At 47.5% G+C, this 24,102-nt stretch carries 19 protein-coding genes; 9 read left to right on the top strand and 10 right to left on the bottom strand.

Features of this window, described 5'->3' with window-relative positions; all coding sequences use genetic code 11:
- Nucleotides 1-177: 177 nt before the first annotated feature.
- The gene (locus tag LZG73_RS17115) at nucleotides 178-1,767 is read left to right on the top strand and encodes a DUF4394 domain-containing protein (RefSeq protein ID WP_233852778.1); all 1,590 of its coding nucleotides are present in this window, start codon (nucleotides 178-180) and stop codon (nucleotides 1,765-1,767) included.
- A 57-nt stretch (nucleotides 1,768-1,824) separates the two neighbouring features.
- Here the strand turns inward: LZG73_RS17115 and LZG73_RS17110 are convergent, their stop codons facing one another.
- The gene (locus tag LZG73_RS17110; protein WP_233852777.1) at nucleotides 1,825-2,178 is read right to left on the bottom strand and encodes a helix-turn-helix domain-containing protein; all 354 of its coding nucleotides are present in this window, start codon (nucleotides 2,176-2,178) and stop codon (nucleotides 1,825-1,827) included.
- A 120-nt stretch (nucleotides 2,179-2,298) separates the two neighbouring features.
- Here LZG73_RS17110 and LZG73_RS17105 point away from each other — a divergent pair, with 120 nt between their 5' ends.
- Nucleotides 2,299-3,051 carry an SDR family NAD(P)-dependent oxidoreductase gene (locus LZG73_RS17105; protein ID WP_233852775.1) on the top strand — a complete coding sequence of 251 codons (753 nt, stop codon included), beginning with the start codon at nucleotides 2,299-2,301 and terminating at the stop codon, nucleotides 3,049-3,051.
- Nucleotides 3,052-3,120: 69 nt separating this feature from the next.
- On the opposite strand, the gene LZG73_RS17100 is transcribed toward LZG73_RS17105, so the two are convergent.
- Entirely contained in the window at nucleotides 3,121-4,245 is a 1,125-nt protein-coding gene (locus LZG73_RS17100; RefSeq protein WP_233852774.1) for an AI-2E family transporter, read from the bottom strand.
- A 318-nt stretch (nucleotides 4,246-4,563) separates the two neighbouring features.
- On the opposite strand from LZG73_RS17100, the gene LZG73_RS17095 reads away from it, so the two are divergent.
- From LZG73_RS17095 to LZG73_RS17075, 5 genes are all read left to right on the top strand, one after another.
- Nucleotides 4,564-7,686: a PAS domain S-box protein gene (locus tag LZG73_RS17095; protein WP_233852773.1), complete on the top strand. Its 3,123-nt coding sequence runs from the start codon at nucleotides 4,564-4,566 to the stop codon at nucleotides 7,684-7,686.
- Nucleotides 7,687-7,921: 235 nt separating this feature from the next.
- On the top strand, nucleotides 7,922-9,544 hold the full coding sequence (locus tag LZG73_RS17090) for a porin family protein (protein WP_233852772.1): 1,623 nt from the start codon (nucleotides 7,922-7,924) through the stop codon (nucleotides 9,542-9,544).
- Nucleotides 9,545-9,680: 136 nt separating this feature from the next.
- Nucleotides 9,681-12,197 (top strand): chemotaxis protein CheB, encoded by a 2,517-nt coding sequence (locus LZG73_RS17085; protein ID WP_233852771.1) that lies wholly within the window; start codon nucleotides 9,681-9,683, stop codon nucleotides 12,195-12,197.
- The gene (locus LZG73_RS17080; RefSeq protein ID WP_233852769.1) at nucleotides 12,194-13,207 is read left to right on the top strand and encodes a chemotaxis protein CheB; all 1,014 of its coding nucleotides are present in this window, start codon (nucleotides 12,194-12,196) and stop codon (nucleotides 13,205-13,207) included. The genes LZG73_RS17085 and LZG73_RS17080 overlap by 4 nt, the downstream gene beginning before the upstream one ends.
- A 94-nt stretch (nucleotides 13,208-13,301) precedes the next feature.
- Complete coding sequence (locus LZG73_RS17075; protein WP_233852768.1) at nucleotides 13,302-13,865, top strand: DUF4142 domain-containing protein; 564 nt, start codon at nucleotides 13,302-13,304, stop codon at nucleotides 13,863-13,865.
- 56 nt (nucleotides 13,866-13,921) lie between these two features.
- Here LZG73_RS17075 and LZG73_RS17070 read toward each other — a convergent pair whose 3' ends face one another.
- Both LZG73_RS17070 and LZG73_RS17065 read right to left on the bottom strand, forming a co-directional pair.
- Nucleotides 13,922-14,185, bottom strand: a complete 264-nt coding sequence (locus tag LZG73_RS17070) for a SemiSWEET family sugar transporter (RefSeq protein WP_233852766.1) — start codon at nucleotides 14,183-14,185, stop codon at nucleotides 13,922-13,924.
- Between the two features lie 68 nt (nucleotides 14,186-14,253).
- A complete protein-coding gene (locus LZG73_RS17065; protein WP_310588448.1) occupies nucleotides 14,254-14,727 on the bottom strand; it encodes an isoaspartyl peptidase/L-asparaginase in 474 nt (157 codons plus the stop codon).
- On the opposite strand from LZG73_RS17065, the gene LZG73_RS17060 reads away from it, so the two are divergent.
- On the top strand, nucleotides 14,727-15,137 hold the full coding sequence (locus LZG73_RS17060; protein ID WP_233852762.1) for a cyanophycinase: 411 nt from the start codon (nucleotides 14,727-14,729) through the stop codon (nucleotides 15,135-15,137). The genes LZG73_RS17065 and LZG73_RS17060 overlap by 1 nt on opposite strands.
- An 80-nt stretch (nucleotides 15,138-15,217) precedes the next feature.
- Here the strand turns inward: LZG73_RS17060 and LZG73_RS17055 are convergent, their stop codons facing one another.
- From LZG73_RS17055 to LZG73_RS17035, 5 genes are all read right to left on the bottom strand, one after another.
- Nucleotides 15,218-16,102, bottom strand: coding sequence for an alpha/beta fold hydrolase (locus LZG73_RS17055; protein ID WP_233852760.1), 885 nt, complete (start codon nucleotides 16,100-16,102; stop codon nucleotides 15,218-15,220).
- Nucleotides 16,103-16,105: 3 nt separating this feature from the next.
- Nucleotides 16,106-17,554 (bottom strand): hypothetical protein, encoded by a 1,449-nt coding sequence (locus tag LZG73_RS17050; protein WP_233852758.1) that lies wholly within the window; start codon nucleotides 17,552-17,554, stop codon nucleotides 16,106-16,108.
- Nucleotides 17,555-17,589: 35 nt separating this feature from the next.
- Nucleotides 17,590-17,976, bottom strand: a complete 387-nt coding sequence (locus LZG73_RS17045; RefSeq protein ID WP_233852757.1) for an SPW repeat protein — start codon at nucleotides 17,974-17,976, stop codon at nucleotides 17,590-17,592.
- 110 nt (nucleotides 17,977-18,086) lie between these two features.
- The gene (locus LZG73_RS17040; RefSeq protein ID WP_233852754.1) at nucleotides 18,087-18,278 is read right to left on the bottom strand and encodes a hypothetical protein; all 192 of its coding nucleotides are present in this window, start codon (nucleotides 18,276-18,278) and stop codon (nucleotides 18,087-18,089) included.
- A 122-nt stretch (nucleotides 18,279-18,400) separates the two neighbouring features.
- A complete protein-coding gene (locus tag LZG73_RS17035) occupies nucleotides 18,401-20,845 on the bottom strand; it encodes an ABC transporter permease (RefSeq protein WP_233852752.1) in 2,445 nt (814 codons plus the stop codon).
- 330 nt (nucleotides 20,846-21,175) lie between these two features.
- Here LZG73_RS17035 and LZG73_RS17030 point away from each other — a divergent pair, with 330 nt between their 5' ends.
- On the top strand, nucleotides 21,176-23,677 hold the full coding sequence (locus LZG73_RS17030) for a bifunctional YncE family protein/alkaline phosphatase family protein (RefSeq protein WP_233852749.1): 2,502 nt from the start codon (nucleotides 21,176-21,178) through the stop codon (nucleotides 23,675-23,677).
- On the opposite strand, the gene LZG73_RS17025 is transcribed toward LZG73_RS17030, so the two are convergent.
- Nucleotides 23,674-24,087: a DUF4345 domain-containing protein gene (locus LZG73_RS17025; RefSeq protein WP_233852742.1), complete on the bottom strand. Its 414-nt coding sequence runs from the start codon at nucleotides 24,085-24,087 to the stop codon at nucleotides 23,674-23,676. The genes LZG73_RS17030 and LZG73_RS17025 overlap by 4 nt on opposite strands.
- Between the last annotated feature and the right edge of the window lie 15 nt (nucleotides 24,088-24,102).

Below are 24,102 nucleotides of genomic sequence, written 5' to 3'. Positions count from 1 at the left end.
ACTAAATAAGAATGCCAAAGATTACAAATTCAAGCAATTACAACTTTTGTGTTTGACTTCATAGGGTGTGTTATTAAAATGAGATTAAGCCAAAATTAAATTGCTTATAAAATAATCCATTGTGACCGCGCTGTCGTAGATGGGTTCAAACCATTGTTCACATTAATCAAAGAGCTTATGAAAATTCTCAACAATTCACTCAGGCACCTTGCAATTGCTGCCTCATTTGCATTGGCCTTATTCATCACCGCCTGCGAAGACCACCGCGTTCCGCCAACGCAACAAACACTTCCCGACAGAATTTTTTACGCATTGTCGGACAACAACCAAATCCACGAAATTAATGTACGTAATACGTCTACACCCATCCGTACGATCACCGTTGAGGGACTTGTAGGCGGCGATGTACTGGCAGGAATCGATTTTCGTCCTGCTACCGGTCAGCTGTATGCGATCAGCACATCAAGCAACCTTTACCATATCAACATTAAATCTGGCGATCAATCTGGCAAGGCGACACGTGTAGGCGCATCGCCAATCGCAACCGCATTGAATGGCGGAAGCATTGGTTTTGACTTTAACCCGACTGTGGATAAGATCCGCGTTGTAACTACCACCGGACAAAATCTCCGCGTGCATCCTGAAACTGGTGCAGTCGTTGCAAATGATGGTCCGTTAAATGGCCCGGCTAGTCCGAAAGTGGGAGCTGTTGCATATACGAACAGCCGTGCAGGCGTTACTGCGGCTCCTGCCGGTGCGGGCACTACACTATATGACATTGATGCGGAAGCGAATGTGTTGTACACACAAAATCCGCCAAATGCGGGCACACTTGTGCCAGTTGGTCCTTTGGGATTGGATATTACGGAAGTGGGTGGCTTTGACATTTCGCCTGACGTAAATGCAGCTGACGTTTACCCGATTGCTTCTGTGAAATTTGACGGAAAATGGGAGCTGGACTTTGTAAATCTTGCTACGGGCGAGCTTCAAAAATTGGGTGACCTTCCTGCGGGCGTAAACATTACGGGAATTGCAATTCCTTCAATGCCTGTTGCTTATGCATTGGACGGATCGAATAACCTGAAAATATTTAACCCAACCAATGGTGCCGAATATGGTACGAAAGCAATTTCGATTCCAGGTGTAACATTAGAAGGCATTGACATTCGCCCTGTAAATGGCAAACTATATGCATTAGGTGGCAACAGCAAAATATACGGAATTGACCTGGGAAGTGGAGTTGCAACGGAAATCGCAGGTCTTGCTGATGCGATGGGCAATGCGATAACCCTTAGCGGAACACGTTTCGGAGTGGATTTCAACCCTGTTGCTGACAGGCTGCGTGTGGTGAGCGATAACGGTCAAAACCTGCGTATCAACGTTGAAAATGGCGTTACAATTGTTGATGGCGCATTGCTTCTAGGTGCTGCGACTCCTTCAATCACGGCAGTAGCTTATACCAACAGTTACCCAGGCGTTACGGCTGCGACAGGCACAACGCTTTATGACATTGACAGCCAATCGAACACGATTCACGTTCAAACGCCTCCGAATGCAGGAACGCTTCAACCAGGCAAGCCGCTTGGTGTAGATGTTGATGCAGCGATTGGTTTTGACATTGGAAATTTCACAGGCACGGGTTACGCGATTTTCACAGTAGGCGGCTCAACAGGCTTCTACACCGTGGATGTAGCAACCGGCGCGACGCAACTGAAATATGCATTCAGCACGCCAGTCAAAGGGCTTGCAACAGGTTTTGGTTTGTAAGATTTTTGGAGTGAATTAAAGTGAGCAGGCAGCCAGAGATTTGGGCTGCCTGCTTTTTTATGAATGGTGCACCAGTTCTTTTTCAATCTGCTTTTCTCCCCATCCCTTCAAATATTCGATGAATGGAATGAGCTCCTTTCCAACATCTGTCAATGTATATTCTACTTTTGGCGGCACTTCCAGATACACTTTCCGACTGATGAGATTATCAGCTTCCAGCTCCCGCAGCGTTTGTGTGAGCATTTTGGTTGTGACATCCGGCATTGTTCTGCCAAGTTCTCCATATCGCAAAATCGAATGCTCGTGCAGATACCACAAAATCCGGCCCTTATATTTTCCTCCTATCCGCCTAAATGCGTAGTCCACCGAGCAAGTTGGCATATCAGGGCATTCTTGATTATTTTTTTTCATTTTAAATCATTGATAATCAATAACACAATCTTTTCAGTCCGTAAGATACAAAAAAGTACATACTTGACGCAAGCATCTGTATATTCTAGCTTTGTAGCTCAATCAAATTATAGATTAGAAATGAGCTTAAAATTAGAAAATAAAGTTGCCGTGGTTACCGGCGCATCCAAAGGGATCGGTGCCGGAATTGCAAAATCCTTTGCAAAAGCGGGTGCCAAGGTTGTGGTTAATTATTCGTCGAGTAAGGAGCTGGCGGATAAAGTCGTCAATGAAATCACCGAAAATGGTGGCACTGCAATTGCCGTGCAGGCGGATATTTCAAAGTTTGCCGACATCAAGAGACTATTTGATGAAACGATAAAATCGTTCGGTCAGCTGGATATTTTGGTAAACAATGCAGGTGTGTTTAAAATTGAAATGCTGGATGGTATTACAGAGGAAAGTTTCCATTTGCAGGTCAACACACATTTAATGGGACCGATTTTGAGTATTCAGCAAGCTGTCAATTTGTTTGGTGAAAATGGCGGAAGCATCATCAACATTAGTTCAACGGTGAGCCAAAACCCAATCCCGGGCGTCATGGTTTATTCTGCGGCAAAAGCGGGCATCGACAATGTAACCAAAACATTGGCCAAAGAACTTGGCCCTAAAAACATTCGGATCAACACCATTGCGCCGGGTGTTACAGACACGGAGGGAAATCACGAAATGGGAATCATTGGCGGCGATATTGAAAAACAAATGCTTCCATTAACACCATTGGGGCGTCTTGGCCAGCCCGCAGACATTGCGAAAGTTGCAGTCTTCCTGGCCTCAGATGAAGCAGGCTGGGTCACTGGCGAGCGGATAACCGTTTCGGGCGGCCTTTTGTAAGTCTTAAAACATAAAAGGTGCTGCCTGTCGCGGGCAGCACCTTTATACTATAAAAATCCGTAGATCAACTCAATCTATTGCCGCGACCTGTCCCTTATTGGTTTCATCTTCGATCACTTCGCGGATTGCAGGTTTCGTCCCAGGCTGGCTGTCGTCTTCCCCCAGTAAAATTCCCCAGGGATTCAGGCCACTTACGCGGTCAAAAATCACTTTGAAAATAGCAATGACCGGAATAGACAGGAACATGCCGGTAATTCCCCAAATCATTTCCCCAAGCACCAGCCCGATCAGGGCAACGAGCGTGTTAATCTTCACTTTCGAACCCACAATTTTTGGCATAATGTAATTGCTGTCAACCAAATGGATGGCCACAATTGCAATGGAAACGAATATCAGCTGACTCGTTCCTGCCGTTGCAAACGAGATCAGGCTGGCCAGCAGCAAGGCGGTCAGAATGCCAATGTATGGGATCAGATTCAAAATCCCGGTGATAAGTCCGAGCAAAAATCCGTACTTTACGCCAAGCAGCCAGAAGGCAATGCAGGATAAGCCCGTGACCAAAAGCATTTGCAGGAAAAGCCCGAAAATGTACTTTTTGACAATATATTGGATCTGACTAACGATGTCGTATACAATGACGCTGTGCTCCTGATCAAACACAGAAACGATGAAACGCAGCAGCAGTCGCCGGTGCAACAGGATAAAAAAAGTATACAGAAAAGTAAATAATAGGAAAAGCAAAACCGAGGAAACCGAAAGAATCGTGCGTCCTAAAATGCTTGAACCCGTTGTAACGGCCTTTGAAGCTGAGTCATTGATGTAGCTCATCTGTTCCTCGCTATCCATATGGAACGTTACTTCAATCCATTTTTGAAGATCAATGGTTGTGTCGAGCACCTGCTTTTTGAATGCAGGCCAATCCTGAGCCAGCGCAGTCAGCTGCGAACCCAGAAGGATAAATATTCCCGCAATCGCGCCGATTAATGCAAGCAGGGAAATCAACGACGACAATGCCCTGGGAAATCGAAAGCGATATTCCAGCGTTCCGGCAAAAGGCAAAAGCAAAAGAGAGAATAAAAGTGCAAAGATGAGCGGCGCCAGCAGCGTCTGGCCAATGATAGCAATGTAAACCAGGCAAATAATGCTGATCAAAACCTGGGCAAGCCTTGTGTAAAAAGGGGTAGAGCGATTCATTTTAGGTTATACTTTCGTTATATTAATTTTACTTTTATAATCGTGCCTGATCGTTGCGTTCAATTTAACGTAAATCACCGATCTTCTGTTTCCGTTTACTCATATGGCATAGTAATTGTTACCTACCAGCAACCTTTAACAATCAGGTAGCAAAAATGACTTCGGTAAAGTGATGATTACCACATCATTGTCATGCAGCGGATCGCGCATGGGATTTTTTTAGCCAGTCTGCTTCCTTTTTTTAACCTGTGTAATATTTGCTTTATGGGTGATTCAGCCAACAATAGTCAAGACCCTTTTTTTCAGGGACCAGGTGAAATGCATACCATTTGCCAATCATTCGACTGGTCACAAACGCCACTAGGAGCGAGCGCCTACTGGCCACAATCCCTCCGCACAACTGTTCAACTGATCATGGCTTCTCCATTTCCGACCGTCGTATTATGGGGAGAAGCGCTTATACAAATTTACAATGACGGCTACCGCGAACTGATGGGCCACCGGCATCCGTCCGGTTTCGGTCAACCGATCGAGCAAAGCTGGCCAGAAATATGGGACCTGAATCAGTCTGTCTATAAACGTGTGTGGAAGGGGGAATCGCTATATTTTGAAGATGCATTTTATCCAATTTACCATTTGGATGACTCACAGGAAGCGCGTTTTACGCTTGCTTACAGTCCGGTGTTTCAGGATTCAGGCCATGTTGGCGGTGTTCAGTTAACCGTCATGCGCGAATTGACCGGGCGAGTCCATAGTAGGATAGATCTCGTTGGGGCCGAAGATGCGCTGCGACAAGCAGAAAAGCACCTTAGGTTGGCCACAGAAGCAGCGAGTATGGCAACCTGGGAATGGGATCTGATCCACAATAAAGTTTACTGGAACGAGCAGCATTTCAAAATATTAGGTTTAAAACCCCGCCGCAATCCGGTTGCTCCCGAACTGTTTTTTAACCACATACATCCGGAAGATCGCGATCGGGTGAGTAGCGAGTTGCAGCAAGCATTGACCAGTGATGAGCTATTTAACACAGAGTTTCGTGTTATGCTCGAAGACGGCACCGTAAAATGGATGAGTGGTTATGGACGTGTGATGGAAAAGGCAGATGGACAGCCGACGGTCATGAACGGGGTTATGTACGACATTACAACGCGCCGGGAAGCCGAAGATGCGCTTGTGGAATCAGAAGAGCGCTTTCGAGCTTTTGTAACCTCCACCTCCGACGCCGTTTACCAAATGAGCGCCGACTGGCAACAAATGCATCAGCTGGTGGGGAAATCCTTTCTGCTGGATACGGCGACAGAAAACACTAGCTGGCTCCAAAGTTACATTCCGCCTGAGGATCAGGATTTTGTGCAGGATGCGATCAGCAAAGCGATTGCCGCTAAAACAACTTTTGAACTCGAACATCGCGTCATACTGGCCGATGGCGAACTGGGCTGGACATTCTCCCGCGCAATTCCCAAATTCGACAATAAGGGCGACATCATTGGTTGGTTTGGCACGGCTAGCGATATGACCGAATACAAAAAAGCGCAGGAAGCTCAAATTGAATCTGAGCTGCAATATCGCTTGTTATTTGAGTCAATAGATGAAGGATTCTGCACAATCCAACTCATTTTTGACGAACAAGGAAAGGCTGTTGACTATCGCGTTTTGCAAGCTAACCCGGCGTTCATCCGGCAGACTGGTCTGACCGACGCTATTGGAAAAACCATGCGTACGCTCGCGCCCGCACATGAAGAGTTTTGGTTTGAAACATACGGGCGCATTGCTAAAACCGGTGAGTCGGCCCGCTTTGAGCACGAAGCAGCGGCATTAGGCTATTTTTATGATGTTTTTGCTTTCAGGATCGGGCCTCCGGAGCAGCATTGTGTTGCTGTTTTATTTAAAGATATTTCTGGCCGTAAAAATGTAGAGGAAGCTTTGCGTACAAGCGAAGCGCGTTTGGCAGCGATTTTTGAGAGTTTGCCCGTAGGCGTTGGCGAGCTGGATCTACAAGGGAGGATCGTTATAGCCAATAAAGCAATGGAGCGGTTTATGCCCAACGGCCTTATGCCTTCTTTGGATACGGCCAGTCATCACCGCTGGCTCGCTTATAATCCGGACGGGAGCCGATTGGAAGAAAGCAATTATCCCGGCGCGCGTGCCTTGCGCGGCGAACGGGTCATTCCTCCAATTGAAATGCGTTTTACAGATCAGGACGGAACTACAATCTGGACACACGTGACCGCATTGCCCCTGCTCGATAGCCGCGGGCAGGTAAGAGGGCTTATTGTTGTGATTACCGATATAAATGATCTGAAAATTGCAGAAAGGGAATTGCAGCAGGACGACAAGCGCAAAAACGAATTCCTTGCGATGCTTGCCCACGAGCTCAGAAATCCAATGTCCACTGTTCGCAACGGACTGTCGGTGCTGTCTCTAACAAATCCTGAAAAGGACCCTGTTATGCAGCAGACCGTGAGCTTAATGAATCGGCAGGTAGATCATCTTGTGCGCCTGATAGACGATCTGCTCGATGTAAGCCGCATTACGCAAAATAAAATTGAGCTCCGGAAAGAGCGCACAGAGCTTGGCACATTGGTGTCGGATGCATTCAAGGCTATAAGCGGCCAATTTGCGGCAGCGGGCAAAAACCTCCTCTTGGCACCTCTGACTTCCAAATTCTATGTTGAAGGTGACGCCACACGCTTAACGCAGATCATAATAAACCTGTTAACCAATGGACTTCGCTACACGGGCGACCATGGTCAGGTTCGCATCAGTGTGTCCAAAGAGGGCGAGCAAGTGCTGATACAAGTGACCGATAATGGAATCGGACTTACCGAAGACCAGCTAACCTCCATTTTCGATCTGTTTGTTCAAGCCGATAATTCGCTGGCGCGGTCGCAGGGCGGGCTGGGCATTGGCCTGACATTGGTGCAGCGCCTGGTCAAAATGCACGGCGGATATGTGGAAGCGCGCAGCCCCGGATTGGGACAGGGAAGTGAATTCCGCGTCTATTTGCCGCTGCTGGACGAGTCAGTTAACAAACACGCGCCCACAGGTAATGACACAGGCAACCGGCCGCGTGGCCAGCGCATTTTGGTCATTGATGACAATACGGATGCGACTTTGATGGTTACACTGCTTTTAAAGCTCAAAGGTTTTCAAGTAGACAGTCGCAAAAGTGGCCTGGAAGGCATTCAGGCCGCAGACGAATCCCGACCAGATGTAATTTTATGCGACATTGGCATGCCCGGAATAGACGGTTATGAAACCGCCAGATTGATCCGTCAGCATAGCTGGGGCAAAGGAATCCCACTCATTGCCTTAACCGGCTATGGTCAGCAGGAAGACAAGCAGCTGGCCACGGATGCCGGATTCGACGGCCACCTCGTCAAGCCCGTAGACCTGCGCGAATTGATCCAGTTAATGGACGACCTTGTTAGCAAAAGTTAAACACCATTTGCAATTGCCGTAACGAAGCTTGCCTGGTCATCAGAAATTAACTTCAATGCCCACGCTTTTATGACCAGCGCTATTTGCGTCAGCCATAAATGTGTGGGCATAATAATTATAAGGCGTCCTCGCCAGAAGCATTATCACATTTCCCACGGTGGGCGCATTGCAGCCCTGTATTTTCCAGCTTGAATAACCCGCAGTAATTAATATTCATCATCAAATTAAAAACAAAATGAAACTACAACTAGCATCCTATGTGCTGGCCGCGCTGCTATTTTCGGTCCCGGCATTCGCACAAGTTACCTCCAAGGATTCCTTGCAGGCGTTAAATGACCAGAAGAAGGCAATTGACCTGAGCAAAGAGGTCAATGAGAAAAAGATCAAGCTTGTGGACAAGCAGAAGAATCTTGAGAAAAAGCGCGCGGATTTGCAGGAAAACACGCAAAAAGCGCAGGCCTCAGCAGACGCTAACACTGCCGCAGCGCGTGACTTGGCGACAAATCCACAGGACAAAAAACTATCTAAAAAGGCTTCCAATGCTGCAAAGGATGCCCAGCGTGATGCGAAAAATGCCCGAAAAGCCTCAGATGACATCGAAAAGCTCAATAAAGACATTGCAGAGCTTCAAAAAGATATCCAGGAAAAAGAGCAGGAGCTCGCTTCGACGGGTGGGTCGAGTGCGTCAGGAATGGTCAGGCCTGCCTTATCGGGTTCATCAGCTTCACAAGGCAGCACCCAGCAGTCCGCATATCCGAGCAATCAGCAGCCTGCTTATCGAAGCGACAGCAGCATGATGCAGGGCAATTCGGCCGCGCAAACCAATCCAAACGCTCCTTATGTGGTGCAGCGCAACATTACACCGGATGCAAATGGCGCCGATGCCGCGGCCATCGCACAGCGTGTTCTGGAAGCAACCTACCGGAGTTATCCGCAACAACAGGGGCAGCCTGCGATTATCATTAACAACATTATTGTTCCGTCAGACTACAATGCGCGTCAGCCGCAGGGAGCAAAACCGGCAGGAGATGGCATTGCGGCGGAGGATCGGTCTGATTATGAGGATTATAAAAACTGGTTGAAATACAGGCGAGGAGAACAGGCGGGCAGATCTGATGGAGCACGTAACCGAAGAAGTTTTGACAAGAAAGGAGACCGTGATTTAAACAGAAATGAAGACCGGGACGCTGATAAGGACAAAGACCGTGACTTTGACAAGGACCAGGACCGAGCCTCCGAGCAGGACGAAACTCGTGACGATGAATCCGAGGACAAAGAGTCGAGACTGGGTTTCAAAGAACGGTTTGGAGAGAAAAAGGCTCGGAATTCGGGAATGTGGGTAATCCCAATGGCAGGCATTCACGCATCCAGCTTCAATGCTGACTTCCAGGACGATCAGTATGCGGGGCGTGCGGGATGGAACGCGGGTCTGGATTTCAGGTTTAGAATACGCAAATTCTTCATTCAGCCCGGTGTGCATTATTTCAGTTCTTCTATGGACGTTACCAGCGAAGACAGCATTTCCACGGCGCCATTGCTGACCGGCCCAAGAATTCATTCGTTGAAAGCACCATTGATGTTAGGAATTTACCTGACAAAAGCCAAAGGCGGTTTTTTAAGGTTTAATATCAAAGGCGGTGTCGTCGGGAGTTATGTTTTGAATGTGGATCAAAATGATTCTCAGCGTTTTGACAAAGACAACATTGAAGAATTCTCTTACGGATTAAACGCAGGTTTTGGCCTGGAACTGGGTTTCATAACCTTCGATTTTTCTCACGAATGGGGAATGAGCAGGTTTTTTAAAGAAAGCAATCAAAAGAATAATATCCTGAGAGCGACTGTCGGCTTTAAGCTTTAAGTGACAGATTGTCACGGAATGCCGTCTCTAATTCGAGAGGCGGCATTTTGCGTTTACGGTGGTACGTTTTCACGACGATGGCACGCTTTTAATGTAAATGCAAGCCCTTTCCGATATTCACCCATTCACGACTATTATGTTTACAGCAGAACCGCATCATATCATTGCAATTGGCGCATCCGCTGGCGGCCTTGACGACCTCAACGCTTTTTTCGACCATACGCCGTCTGATGGCGTTTCTTATGTCATCGTGCAGCATTTATCTGCTGAGTTTAAAAGCCACATGGTGACGCTACTTTCCAGGCATAGCAAGCTCATCGTGCAGCAGGCAGAGGATGGAATGGCCATTCAGGGCAATCAGGTTTATACAATTCCAAATGACAAATTCATGACCGTGCGCGGGCGAAGTTTGTATTTAACCGATAAAAAAGAAGACCGCACACCCAACATGACCATTAATGCACTCTTCGCCTCGCTGGCGGTTGAGTATGGACCAAAGGCAATTGGGATTGTGCTTTCAGGGCTTGGATCTGATGGCGCCGATGGCATCAAGGCCATTAAAAAAGCGGGCGGACTGGTGATTGCGCGGGAGCCCGATGGAACGGAATTTCACAGCATGCCAGCCAACGCCATATCAACCGGAATGGTGGATTTTATCCTAGAACCCGAAGCAATGCCGTTGGTTATTGAAGAATACGTCAAACGCGAGCTCGACCTGCTGGCGAGCGGCATCAATGATGAGGAGCATGTGGGTGAGATTATCGCACTCATTAACAAGGAATTGCCGCTCGACTTTTCTGATTACAAACATTCCACCATTTTAAGAAGGATAAAAAGACGCGTTGCCGCTAATAATTTTGGTGAGCTGGCAAGTTACATTGAGTTTATCAAGGCAAATCCGGGTGAGCTGGAAATATTGGCGAAAGACTTTTTGATCAGTGTTACCGGATTTTTCCGTGATACGGAAGCCTTCAAGTTCATCGAAAGCCAGGTCATTCCCGCCATCATTGCCGACTTGGCGCCGCAGCAGGAAATCAGAATGTGGGTTACCGGGTGCGCTACGGGCGAAGAAGCGTATTCCATGGCCATGCTTGTCAATGAGCATCTTGGCGACCGGATTAATGAGCACGTGGTGAAGATTTTTGCGACGGACATTGACAGCGCAGCATTGTTACAGGCCGGAAAGGGCGTGTACAAGACCAATGTTCTCGGAAAAGTTTCGGAAGAGCGGCTGAGCCGGTTTTTTCAGCCGGATGGCGATGATTACCGAGTGAAACCGTCATTGCGTAAAATGGTGATTTTCGCTCAGCATGATTTGGTGAAAAATCCGCCTTATTGTAACATGCATTTCATCAGCTGCCGCAATGTGCTGATTTACATGACGCCAGCGCTGCAAAAGAAAATCTACATGATGCTGCTCTTCGGACTTCGCTCCCAGGGTTATCTTTTTCTGGGATCGAGCGAAAACCCGCTGCCTATCTTGCAAAGCTTGAAGGTGATCAGCAAAAAATTTAAGGTTTATAAAAATCAGGGAGAAGATAGACCGGTTAGGTTTGAATCGTTTTCACTCCCAGAAGTCTCTTATAAGAAACGCGCCGATGCGCCAAATGTAAAAGAGCAGGCTTACAAAATCCCGGACCGAACCCTTGGCGATGCAGTCACAGAGACAATCGTGAAAGACCTTGGGCAACTGGTCGTTTGCATTGATCAGAATGAGCGGATTTTAAAATTCTATGGGGATACGACCCGGTTTTTGCTTCAAAAAATCATGACTACGGATTTTTCGGAGCTGCTTCCGGGCCCGCTTGCGGTTGCTTATAATGCGATCGTGAGCAATGTGGTCCAAAGTGAAGAAGCGTCAACGGTCAGTGGCATTAAGATCAGGCAGGGTGGCGAAATCAGCAGTGTGACATTGTCGATAAGCCCCATGATTTACAAAGGGCGGAGCAATGGTTTTTTGGTTGTGCGAATTCGTGAGGAAACTTCGGAAGCGGCGGGAGCGAGTGACGGGCTTGTGTTCGATGAAGCAACTTATTTGGATCAATACACAAAAAGCCTCGAACAGGAAGTGAAAGATCTCAAAGAAAAGCTCATCGCCTCCAACGAGAAATTGTATTCACTTGATGAAAATATGCAATCCTTTAACGAAGAATTGCTTTCTGCGAACGAAGAAATGCAGAGCACGAGTGAAGAAATGCAGTCGATCAATGAAGAGTTGCACACCATTAACTCGGACTATCAGCTGAAAAACAAAGAGCTTTTAGAGCTCAACGACGACCTTAACAATTATTTCCGGAGCAATGTCAATGGTCAGCTATTTATCAATAATCAGCTGCAATTGATCAAATTTTCACCCGGAGCGGCCAAACTCATTAACCTGGTCGATAGTGACGTCGGACGACCGCTGGGCAACATTTCCACGAATTTTAAGGTCGAGACGATCATAGAAGATATCAACACTGTATTGGCAAATGATTCGGTAATAACCAGGGAAATCGAAACGAAGGACAGCAGATGGTTCCAGGTGATGACCATGCCCTACATTAAGCAGATCGACAATAAAACTTCCGGCGCCATCATCACTTTTAATGATATCACCGAGCTTAAAACGATTCAGCAACAATTGAAGTTAAAAAATGAATCACGCATATGACCGCCCAACCCAGGTATATTGTAGTAATAGGAGCGTCCGCCGGCGGCTTGAATGCCCTGGCCGAGCTCGTTAAGACTTTGCCTGTGTCGCTGGACGCAGCCTACTGCATTGTCCTGCACTTGTCGCGTAGAGGCATTGGTGATTTCGTAGTGCATCGGCTTGCAAAAGTAACTTCCATGGAATGCAAGATGGCCGCCGATGGCGACACCATTGCTGCCGGGCACATTTACGTAGCTCCACCCAATCACCATTTGCTTGTCAAAGCTGGCAAAATAATACTGGGATCTGGTCCACATGAAAACCGTTTCAGGCCGTCCATCGACGTGCTTTTTCGATCTGCCGCAGTGGCTTATGCTTCACGTGCGGTAGGGGTCATTTTAAGCGGAATGCTTGATGACGGGACTTCGGGCATGTGGGCCATCAAAAGAAGCGGCGGAACTTGCATTGTGCAAGATCCCAATCAAGCCGAATATCCGGATATGCCGCTTTCGGTGATCAACAATATGGACGTGGATTACGTTAGCGAACTCGGCTCCATCGGTGCAATTCTGACAGAAACAATTAGTCACGAAGAAGGCATAGAAATGTCTGCTCCGGAAGATGTGGTGCTTGAATCATTGATTGCCGAAAAAACAGCAGTGGGCATAGAAGCCGTTGAAAAAATTGCCGATAAAAGTGTTTTTGCCTGCCCGGACTGTGGTGGAAACTTATGGGCAGTAAAAGGAGATGTGATCAATCGCTATCGGTGTCACATTGGCCACGCTTATACCGAGCGCGATCTGGTGGTGAAGCAGGCCGAAACTGCAAGCGCAACATTGTGGGCGGCCCTGCGCATGATGGAAGAACGAAAACACCTGCTCCGCAAACTCGAACTGGAATATGCGCAGAAAGGATATAATTCCATGTCACAAGATCATTTGGAAAGAAAGGATGAAATGCAGCGGCATATTGAAACCCTTAAATTAATCCTGACAGACCTGCAAAATCATGACACGGCAGGCCCTTACTGAATCCGATGATCAACGCACATGCCAGCTGCTTTCAAAAAGTGGCTGGCATACATTTTATAGGCGCGGCCAGTATCAACAAACAAAAGTACAATTTATGAAAAAGTTAAAAATGATTTTGATGCTTGCCGCAGGAATGTTCGTTGCCGTTTCATGTGATGATGATGATGATGACCAGGACAATGTGACAAGCGTTTCTGAAACGGATAGGACGTTTGCAGTAAATGCGGCAGACGGCGGAATGTTTGAAGTGAGAGCAGGCGAGATGGCCGTTGCCAAAGGCGACAGTTCTGCAATGGGCGTGATGATGGGTGCCGATTCAATGAGCATTAAATCATTCGGACAAATGATGATCACGGATCATACCATGGCAAACAATGAACTGAAAAGCATTTCAGACCCAAAAAAAGTGGATTTGCCTACAACAGTAAGCAATGCGAAACAACTGAAACTTGACAGCTTGAATGCAGCCTCAGGCGTGGCATTTAATAGATTGTATGCTAAAATGATGGTTGCCTCACACCAGGAAACCATTGCATTGTTCCAGAGCGAATCGACAGGCGGACAAGACAATGAGCTGAAAACCTGGGCCACCCAAAAACTTCCAAATTTGAATCAACACCTTGAAATGGCGCAGATGCTTAATGACGAAGTGAAATAAAAAAAATGCAACCGGGCGTTTTGCCCGGTTGCAAACTTATCATTCGTGCAACCCACTCAATCGTTGTCTTTATATTTGTATTTGAGAAAAAGCATTGCCACATTCAGGCAGATGGTGAAGATGTTCGTCGCAATGATTGGGATATCCTTTTTGTCAACACCATAATAAACCCAAAGGGCATTTCCTGTAAGCATCACAACAAACATCGCAGTTGAAACCTCACTCGCTTTCTTCTTTTTAATCGTCGTGATGAGCTGCGGTGCCACCGCCGCAGATGTAAATATGCCAGCCACAAGGCCAAGTCCATCAATAAAATCCATAGGTTCAAGTTGTTAATGACCGGGCTCGCCTTATAAAAAGCATACCATTATTTGGGCAATGCAAGCCGCTATTCGCCGTCCGGCCAGATGTTAATGCTTCCTTCCCCGCGATCATTTTTCCAGCCCCGGAGCATGCTTTCACAGTTGAATTTCAGCTCCACATTGCCTTTTGTATCCACCGCGATCAATCCGCCTTCGCCGCCCAGCTGCGTCAGCTTGTCAACGGCTGCCTGACAAGCCTCTCCCAATGCAACAAGCTTATATTGAACCAGCGAAGCCACATCATAGGCCGTCACCAGTCGGATAAAAAACTCCCCGTCGCCCGTGCACGACACAGCGCAAGTTTGATTGTTCGCATATGTTCCACCACCAATGATAGGCGTGTCGCCAACGCGGCCAAATTTTTTGTTGGTAATGCCGCCGGTAGAAGTTGCCACGGCAATGTTCCCGGATGCGTCCAGCGCGACTGCGCCCACCGTTCCTTTTCCCGTGTTTTTGCTTTCTTCCTCTTCTTGTGTTTGCCGGCACCAGCGCAGGCGCAATGGCCATGTCGGCGGCGATGATTAAGGAAGGGTCGAGCACGGAGTCGCTGGTCAATGGCATTGTGGAGATGAGCAGGGGTTTTACATTGCTTCCCAAAGCCATCATTGACACGCACTTTATGAGCCGTGGCCGTTTTGCAAGACTTTCGGAAGCGTTGCTGATGAACCCTGGTTTTCTTGCGATAGGGATCTGCGAGGACACCGGACTGGTTATTACAGGAGGGCAGCACATGCGGACCATCGGCTCGGGTGTGGCAATGATCCTGCAAGCGGATGGGGTCAAAACAACCAATTTTGGAGAAGCGAAAAATATGCAGCCCATTTATGTTGAGGGAATGCAAATGCACATTCTGGCAGAAGGGGCGGGTTTTTCGCTGGAAGAGCGGAAGATGATCGTTGAAAAGTCTTAAAAATTAAAGGCAAAAATGAAGGGGCCGGCGGATAAATTACACCGCCGGCCCCTTTTTTGCAGGGAATTCGTGGATGATCTTTAACTTCTTGTCACCTGGCTATTCAAAAATGTGTGGATATAGGCGTTCACCAATGCAGGTTCCTCATGATGCAGCCAGTGCGACGCATTTTCAAGGATAATCAACTGTCCATTTTTGCAACGTTTGATACTTTGCTGTGCCATTTTAGTCGTCAAAAATTTGTCTTTTGCGCCCCAGAGGAGCAGCACCGGAACTTCAATGTCCACATCATTATCGATCAGGATCTGAAAAAATGCGCGATACCAGTTGATCATTGCGGACAATGCGTTAGGCTGGCGCCAGGCCTGCTTGCACGCAGACAAATAACCACGTGAGAAAATGCCCGGACGAGCTGTCTTCACCATGCTCATAGCGAGCCATTTGTAATTGAATGCGCTGCACACTTTTTCAGGAATAAACGGGAGCTGAAAAAAACCAGCATACCAGCTTTTGAGCATTTGAATGGGGTTTTTCTTCAAATTGTCCCGCATAACCTGCAAATGCGGCATATTAAGGATCACAAGATTCTTAACCAGCTCGGGACGAAACTGTGCGAGCGCCCAGGCCACCCCGCCGCCCCAGTCGTGCCCGGTGACAGTGACCGGGCACGTGGTGAGCGACGTTATTAAACCTGCAATGTCCCCGACCAGATGATTCAATGCGTAATCCTTAATCAAGACCGGCTTTTTACTCAAATTATAGCCACGCTGATCCGGGACAACAACGTGGTAACCTTTATTTGCAAAAAATGCGGCCTGCTCTAACCAGCTATGACTGAATTCCGGGAAACCGTGCAGGAAAACGATCATCTCGCCCCCCACAGGCCCCAGGTGCCCCACATGCAACATTAATCCGTTGACATAATGGTATTCATAGCTGAATTTTGCAGACGTTGTTGCTTGCATATATTAATACCGGAACACCGCCGCCACCGCAGTTTCAGCTGGCATTTTTTCCTGGTCCAGGACATAAACTTCTCCGCCCGTTTGGATGGTTTTGATCAATGCTTCGTCCAGTAAATCTTCGGTGTCGGGACTTTCTGTATTGCCGAGGTTAAGCTCATTCAAATTTTCGTCGAACGTGCCCCAGATGTGATCTGCCTTTCTTACAAAAATATGTGAAATCCTGCCGTAGTAAGCTGCGGGAATGATTTCCTCAGCCGAAGAAGAAGTCAATTCCGTTGCCGATTGATTTGCATAAATTGTCAATGCTTTATCGAGCGGCTGCTCAAAATAGGACGTCATGACCTCCTTGGCTATTTTATAAAGCTCATTTTTATCATCATGCTCGTGGCTCCCCGTAATGGAATCGCTGCAAACATTGTGATAGTCGCAAACCGACTTATAGATCGGGATGAGATATTCCACGCCAGCCAAAAGAAGCGGCACATTCTCCGTATGCAATATTTGTTTGTACAAAATATCGTCAACATGCTCGAAGTAAACGGCAATGTTGTCCTTCTCGTCCGGGTTGCCGCCGCCCATTCCGTGGAAATTGGCGCCGCCTCCCGAGCTGTTGTCCACGCGCACCGTGCTGGCATCTTTTTCAGAAATGCGTTTGACATCCATCATTTCACTCGGCAGGTCGGGCACATCAACATATTCCATCCCGAATGCATCGGCCCTGAACAACTTGCATTTCTGCTTGCTGATCACCAGCAGATAAAAATATTCCTTGCAAGCCATGATCGGGATCAACGGAGAAACGTAAAATGTCTTTTCGCACATAACCTCACTTTCTGGCGCAACAGGCATTTTAATGTAACGGAAATATCCTTCCGAAATGAACACAGCCAGGCCTTCATTCATGCTGCCCCAAAAAGCATCGTCTTTAAGTAATTCATGACCCGGCGTCAGCATTTGCTCAATCACCGCAACAGGGATTTCTTTCTCGGCAAGCCTTTTGGCAATGTCCTGCAACGCGTTTTTGAAGACAATCAGATCCTTTTTCTCATTCACTGCCACGCCGGACTTGTGCGTAGGAATGTAAATGGTCACGCAACAAGCTGCGCGGTAAGTGGCCAGTTCGATAAAAAGCTCCTTATTAAGCACTTGCGGCAATTCTTCCGGTTCGGTCTTGGTTTCCTCATCGATAACGAATTCCGAAGTTTTGTCACTTTCAGGCTTATTTTCCTTGCCCTTAAATGAGTTTTCACCTTTTGATGTGTTCCTGTTCGGGTGTCTGACCGGCACCGATGGATCGAGGGTCAGGTCATCTGCAACATATTCATCATCCCGTTCCAAAAATTCCTCCAACTTGTCAGATGGCGTATTTGGAATCCCTAACCCCTCTACTTTATTCACCACAGATGGCTTCCCTTTGAGCGGGTGAAATCCGCCTGACTCATCTTTTCCCATAATCGAAACTGATTGTTTTTTACTGACTAAATAGATTAAGGCTGTTGGGTGCGCTCGAATGCATTTTCCTCTGTTACTTGGGCAACGCGCGTTGTCATGAGGCCAGCAACAACTTCAAACAATCCGAGAATAAGGTGAGGCAAATAAACCTCGTCCGCAAAACCCAGAATCCAAGGCGATGCCGCCAGGAACAAGCCCGTTACGATGTCCACGTTCAGGTGCGTTGCCATGGGAATGCTGCGCACCATGCCGCCTTCGTAATTGGTGAACATTGACATCAAGAGTGCAGTGGCGCCAACGGCAACGAGTGTCCAGGTTGCAGGCACGTTTTCGTTAAAGCCAAGGATCCACGGCATTGCAATGAATAAAATGCCAGTTGCGTAATCCAACACGCTGTGCATTTTTGTGCTGATAATTTTCATGTGATGAAGATTTAATTGTTTGTTGATGGTTTTAAAAAAGATTTCGGTCTTAATAAAAATTGTGCCAAACATGGCGGTTCACGGGCTCGCAAAACGCATCAGTAAGATCCTCAATTACGCCCGGTCGTGACGGTTGAATCTTTATCTGACGGTTTGACCCTCGATTTTTTTCCTTTATTCAAAGGGCGGCTGTAAGCAGTGCCTTCAGACTTTCTGAATAGTCCGGGCGTGAATAGATCGTCCAGTTTGCCGGGTGTGGTTTTGTCCGGCTCAGGACGGTGCGGAGATGTGTTTTCTTCCATTGTGCTGCAATGTGGATGGTGTTTTTTTGAAAAAAACCGCGGCGGTAAATTATCGTACCAATCCACAAGCGCACTTGCAAAGACTTTTTGGGAAAACCCTTATGTCATTGAGCGGAGACTAATCATTCATTCCTAAGCGACTTGACGGGATTCGTCAGTGCAGCTTTGAGGCCCTGAAAGCCGACAGTCAGCAAGGCGATGAGCATGACCAAAACACCCGATCCCACAAACATCCACCAGCTTATTTCCGTCTGGTAAGCAAAGTCTTGCAGCCAGTTTTTCATCAGGTAACCCGCGATCGGACAGGCAATGAGAATGGAAATAATGACGAGTCGCAAGAAATCTTTTGAAACCAATGCAAGGATGCCGGCAATGCTGGCACCAAGCACTTTTCGAATGCCGATCTCTTTGGTGCGCTGCTCGGTCATGAATGTGGCTAGTCCAAACAAACCCAGGCAGGCGATGAAAATGGCGAGCATAGATGCCAGTGCGAAAACCTGGCTATATTGCTGCTCGGTTTTGTATTGTTCATTGTATTTTTGATCTACAAAATAATATTCGAAAGGATTGCCCGGGTAAGCGGCTTTGTACAGTTCTTCAAGTTCTCTCAACTGCTTTTGCATATTGGCAGTTGAAAGTTGCAAAACCAGCCTTCCGCCCGAACGCCGAGGCATAAAAATGATGGGGTCGACAGCTTTTTGCAATCCCTGATGATTGTAGTCCTTTACAACGCCCACAACCTCGAAAGTCTGTCCCCAACTGATCATTGCTCCCGCTGCCTTTTGCGGCGATTCGAACCCAAGCTGACGAGCCGCAGATTCATTGATCATTAGTTTGCCACTTTTTTCCCAGGCCTGCTCCGCCTCGCGCACCGTGAAATTGCGTCCTGCAACCAGCCCAATCTGGAAAACCGACAGATAACGGTCGTCGATGATCCCCATTGCGTAACTTTTTTTAGCATTGTCCGGTTTGTCACCCAGTTTGACTATGCCCGAGGCGTTGAATGAATAATAATTGCCCGGAACAATGCCCGTGTGGCTCAAATTTTTGACATAAGGCAAGGCACTAACCTGATCGTCGAGCATTGTGGAGCTGGTCGCGAGCATTTTTTCATCGCCCAATTGCGGCCCATTGATCACGAGCCGCTGCTCGGCTTTGAAACCAAGATCTTTGTTTTGCATAAATTGGAGCTGCTTGTAAAGGACGAGCGTCGCGATAATGAGTATGACGGACACACTGAACTGCATTACAACCAGCACTTTCCGCAGCCAGTTGTCTTTGCCAGAACCCAACTTAATGCCAGACGCGCCTTTTAATATTTGGATAGGCTGCAAAGAAGTCACCGAAAAAGCGACGTAACTCCCCGACAAAAAAGCGCCTGAGACAAGCAGCACCGCCGCAGCGATCCAGGACGGATTAGCCAGCAAACCTGCCAGCGAAAAGTTCTTTTGAGTAAAATCATTGAAGTTCTTTTGAACCGCAGAAACGAGCAGTAATGCCACCCCAAAACCAATGATATTAAGCAAGAAAGATTCGCCCAAAAATTGCGTGATCAGCTGGAATTTGCCAGCCCCAACGACTTTTCTCACCCCGACTTCCTTGGCTCTTTTCAGCGAAGCGGCCGTAGACAGGTTAATGTAATTAAACCAAGCGATCACCAAAATCAGGATCGCAATGCCGGTGAGGAGATAAACAAATGACAGGCTTCCGCTCGTTTCGTTGGCATCGTCCATGGATGAGCCCAAATGCAATGCGGACATGGGTTGCAGCACAAGTTTTCCTTTGTCTTCCGAATCCAGCTTTTGTTTGAGCGTGTTGATTTTCTTTTCGAGGCTGCTGTAACTGCTGTTCTCGGTTAGCTGGAAAAAGTTGGTCACATAGGAGCCGTCAAAACCATCCAGTCGCGCCCAGCCGTTGCCGTTGAGGTTGGCAGGGTTAGCGAGGGTTTGCAGAGAAAGTATGGCATCGAATTCGAGATCCGAATTTTCGGGCATGTCGGCATAGACGGCGGTGACCGTGTATAATGTTTTGCCAAACTGGTTATTAACCGTCAATGTCTTGCCAAGCGCCTTTTCGGTTCCAAAATATTTTTTTGCTCTCGAAGCAGCCAGTGCGATTGTATTGGGTTGTGAAACAGCCGATTGTACATTCCCGTAAAGAAGTGGAAAAGTGAAAAGTGTGAAAAAGCTGCCGTCGGCATAGGCCAGCCGGTCCTCTCTAAATGACGGAACGGACCCGCTTTTGTCGCCTTCAATGGTGATGATGCCATTCGCAGACCCTTCGGCAACGCGGCAATAATCTTTCACTTCACTGAATTCTTTTTTGACCAAAGGCGCAATGGCGGGTGCCATTTGCACAAAAACTTCACCTGTGGGCCTGCTTTCCAGCATGCGATATAATGTGGTCAGGTTTTTATGGAACATGTTCACGCTTTTTTCAAAAGCCACATATTCAAAAATGAGGATGAACGCAGCGATGCCGAGGCCGAGTCCGGCAACATTGATAATGGAGAACAATCTGTTTTTGCGCAGGTTGCGCAAGGCAATTTTGAAGTAGGAGTGCAGCATATTTTAGTTAGGTTATAAAGTTTTGATGCAGTGGCGTTTGATGCGTCAATTGTGTCAGGAACGTTGTAATTTTTTACTCCAACTATTGTACCATCTTTCAAAGATGCCCTACGACGTTCTTGCCTGCGTTTGGTGAAATTAAACCGTGCGATTTCGGACAGTCTGAATCGAAAGCGGTCACGCACTGGCACCGATAGCAAGCATATCTTAACAAATTGATAACTTGGGGAATGGTTTTTTCGCTAAGTAGAACCCATAGATTTGTCGGCTTGTAACTAAACTACATTGGTGTTTAAGGACCAATTTACAAGATCATATCAGCTACTCATCATGACAAAAAATTTAAAACTTGCGGTTTATCTGCTTTTCGCCGGCGTCGTTGCTAACGGCTGCAAGCAGAATGCCGGCTCTTCGGCGCAGCGCGAGGAGATGGCTACCTATAAAGAGCTTTCTGCAAAACGCATTAACTTACCCAATGGCTGGTCGCTAACGCCGGTCGGCAGAAGCCTAGATCTGGACGATTTGCCCCTAAACCTCGTTGTTTCTCCCTCAAAAAAATATCTTGCTGTGACCAACAATGGCCAGAGCACGCAAAGCATTACATTGATTGACGCTGCTTCGGAGAAACTTTTGGATTCGGCGAAAGTGGCCAAATCATATCTGGGTCTGGCTTTCAGTCAGGATGAGAAAACGATCTATGCTTCGGGTGGAAATGACAATAAAATTCTTGTTTTCAACATTGATAATCAGCAGCTTGTCCCTGCTGAACCGATTGTGCTGGGCAAGCCGTGGCCTGTCAAGATTTCTCCGACAGGAATAGCAGTTGACGATGCGCAGAACAAGATTTACGTGGTTACCAAGGAGGATAGCGCGCTTTATGTTTGTGATTCCAAAACCAAAAAGACCATTGGCAAACTGAATCTGGGTGCGGCGGCTTATACTTGTTTGCTTTCTAATGATAAAAAAGAACTTTACGTTTCACTTTGGGGCGGTTCGCGCGTGGTGATCGTCAACACGGAAACGCAAAAAATCACAGCCGAGATTGCCACTAATAAAAACCCGAACGATCTGCTTTTGACCAAAGACGGCAAGTTTTTGTACGTGGCCAATGGCAATGACAACACGGTTGGACTCATTGACCTCACCAAACGGCAGATTTCAGAGACATTGACCACATCACTTTTCCCGAATGCGCCGGTGGGAACAACGCCTAACGGACTGGCGCTGAGCGACGACGAAAAAACGCTATACATTGCAAATGCGGACAACAACTGCCTCGCGGTGTTCGACGTGGCAACGAAAGGACGCAGCCATTCTATTGGATTTATTCCAACCGGCTGGTATCCAACGGCGGTGAAAACGATCGGTTCGAAGATTTTTGTCACAAACGGAAAAGGATTTTCATCCAAAGCAAACCCGAAAGGTCCCAATCCGAATTTATCCAAAGTCCCGCAGCAGGTTGGGCCTAACCCACAGGCTTACACGGGCCGGGAGCAATACATTGGCGGATTGTTTAAAGGCACGTTGTCAATCATTGATGCGCCTTCATCCGAGATTCTTGCGGCTTACTCACGCGTGGTTTACGCAAACACGCCCTACACAAAAAACAAGGAGTTGAATGCAGAAGGCGAGGCGGGAAACCCGATTCCGATGAAAGTAGGAGACAAGTCGCCCATTAAATACGTTTTTTACATCATCAAAGAAAACCGGACTTACGATCAGATTCTGGGCGATATGAAGGAAGGAAATGGCGATGCTTCGCTTTGCCTGTTTCCTGAAAAAGTAACGCCAAATCAACACGCGCTGGCTCGTGAGTTTGTATTGCTGGACAATTTTTATGTGGATGCAGAAGTGAGCGCCGACGGGCATAACTGGTCGTCCGCTGCCTATGCCAATGATTATGTGGAAAAAAACTGGGTGACGAGTTACGGCGGTCGTGGAGGAACATATGATTACGAAGGACAAAAGGAAATTGCGCATCCGAGGGACGGTTTTATCTGGGACCATGCGTTGCGCGCGGGCTTGACATTCCGGAGTTACGGCTGGTTTGCTGACGAGGGAAAAGCGAACATTAAAACGCTGGAAGGCAATTATTGCCCGACTTACAAAGGTTATAACCTGGGTTATCAGGATGTGGATCGGGAAGCTTCCTGGGAGAAAGATTTTGATGAGCTGGTTGCTGCGAACAAGCTTCCGAGACTGAACACGCTGCGGATGGGCAATGATCACACGTCAGGAGCGAGCGTGGGAAAACCTACTCCGTTTGCTGCTGTGGCCGATAACGACCTGGCAGTAGGACGTTTTGTAGAGCATCTTTCCAAAAGCAAGGTGTGGAATGAGTCGGTTGTTTTTATTCTTGAAGATGACGCGCAAAATGGTCCTGATCACGTAGATGCGCACCGTTCGATTGCTTTTGTTGCAGGAGGATTTGTGAAGCGGGGCTTTGTGGACCACACCATGTATTCAACTTCGGGAATGTTGCGGACAATGGAGCTGATTCTCGGAATAAAACCGATGAGCCAATATGACGCAGCCGCGACGCCCATGTGGAGATGCTTTAATAAAACAGCCAATCCGGCAACATTTACATCCAAACCGGCCAACATTGATCTTGCCGAAAAAAACGTGGCAGTAAATACAAACTCCCGCCGCTCCGACCAGTTCGATCTTTCGGTGCCCGATGCCATTGACGACCTCGTTTTCAGCGAGATTGTGTGGCAAACCGTACGAGGAGAAAAGAGCATTATGCCCGCCCCACGCCGCGGCGCTTTTGTCCGGCTTGGTGCAAAGGATGATGATGACGAAGAAGAGGAAGGTTTTGACGAAGATTAATCATTGATTTGCGCTGCCCTGGCGACCCGCATTTGCCAGACAATAATCAATATAGGGAGTGACAGTTCCAGGATCAGAAAGTAAATGAAAATAACGGGAGGCGTGCCCAGGTCAACAATTGAAATGACACGCCCGAGGCCGCCGAAAAATACGGCGAAGCAGATAATCCTGCACGCAAGCGTTTCTTTTTCAATGACGGGAATGACGAAGTAAAACGCTAGCCCAACGGCAACGCACATCGCATTCAGGAAGCGCAGATTGCTGTCCAGAATCAGATTTTCTGGTGGTTTTTCTAACAATATTGGGTTGTAAATTCCAGATAACCCAAGGATTCCGGACAGCAGCGGGGCACATGCCGATACAGCCATAACGCATTGAAGTGCCCTTCTGCTGGTGTGTTGTTTCATCATTATTGAGGTTTTTCA

This window comes from Dyadobacter sp. CY326 (assembly GCF_021390515.1).
Lineage (GTDB): Bacteria > Bacteroidota > Bacteroidia > Cytophagales > Spirosomataceae > Dyadobacter.
This window is presented reverse-complemented; position numbering and strand designations above follow the sequence as displayed.

What these genes read in the sequence shown, in the direction of transcription:
- LZG73_RS17045 (WP_233852757.1), bottom strand. Translation starts at nt 17,976, where the DNA reads ATGAAAATTATCAGCACAAAAATGCACAGCGTGTTGGATTACGCAACT.
- LZG73_RS17070 (WP_233852766.1), bottom strand. Translation starts at nt 14,185, where the DNA reads ATGGATTTTATTGATGGACTTGGCCTTGTGGCTGGCATATTTACATCT.
- LZG73_RS17075 (WP_233852768.1), top strand. Translation starts at nt 13,302, where the DNA reads ATGAAAAAGTTAAAAATGATTTTGATGCTTGCCGCAGGAATGTTCGTT.
- LZG73_RS17085 (WP_233852771.1), top strand. Translation starts at nt 9,681, where the DNA reads ATGTTTACAGCAGAACCGCATCATATCATTGCAATTGGCGCATCCGCT.
- LZG73_RS17090 (WP_233852772.1), top strand. Translation starts at nt 7,922, where the DNA reads ATGAAACTACAACTAGCATCCTATGTGCTGGCCGCGCTGCTATTTTCG.
- LZG73_RS17110 (WP_233852777.1), bottom strand. Translation starts at nt 2,178, where the DNA reads ATGAAAAAAAATAATCAAGAATGCCCTGATATGCCAACTTGCTCGGTG.
- LZG73_RS17095 (WP_233852773.1), top strand. Translation starts at nt 4,564, where the DNA reads ATGCATACCATTTGCCAATCATTCGACTGGTCACAAACGCCACTAGGA.
- LZG73_RS17055 (WP_233852760.1), bottom strand. Translation starts at nt 16,102, where the DNA reads ATGCAAGCAACAACGTCTGCAAAATTCAGCTATGAATACCATTATGTC.
- LZG73_RS17060 (WP_233852762.1), top strand. Translation starts at nt 14,727, where the DNA reads ATGGCCATGTCGGCGGCGATGATTAAGGAAGGGTCGAGCACGGAGTCG.
- LZG73_RS17030 (WP_233852749.1), top strand. Translation starts at nt 21,176, where the DNA reads ATGACAAAAAATTTAAAACTTGCGGTTTATCTGCTTTTCGCCGGCGTC.
- LZG73_RS17115 (WP_233852778.1), top strand. Translation starts at nt 178, where the DNA reads ATGAAAATTCTCAACAATTCACTCAGGCACCTTGCAATTGCTGCCTCA.
- LZG73_RS17040 (WP_233852754.1), bottom strand. Translation starts at nt 18,278, where the DNA reads ATGGAAGAAAACACATCTCCGCACCGTCCTGAGCCGGACAAAACCACA.
- LZG73_RS17025 (WP_233852742.1), bottom strand. Translation starts at nt 24,087, where the DNA reads ATGATGAAACAACACACCAGCAGAAGGGCACTTCAATGCGTTATGGCT.
- LZG73_RS17080 (WP_233852769.1), top strand. Translation starts at nt 12,194, where the DNA reads ATGACCGCCCAACCCAGGTATATTGTAGTAATAGGAGCGTCCGCCGGC.
- LZG73_RS17035 (WP_233852752.1), bottom strand. Translation starts at nt 20,845, where the DNA reads ATGCTGCACTCCTACTTCAAAATTGCCTTGCGCAACCTGCGCAAAAAC.
- LZG73_RS17105 (WP_233852775.1), top strand. Translation starts at nt 2,299, where the DNA reads ATGAGCTTAAAATTAGAAAATAAAGTTGCCGTGGTTACCGGCGCATCC.
- LZG73_RS17050 (WP_233852758.1), bottom strand. Translation starts at nt 17,554, where the DNA reads ATGGGAAAAGATGAGTCAGGCGGATTTCACCCGCTCAAAGGGAAGCCA.
- LZG73_RS17100 (WP_233852774.1), bottom strand. Translation starts at nt 4,245, where the DNA reads ATGAATCGCTCTACCCCTTTTTACACAAGGCTTGCCCAGGTTTTGATC.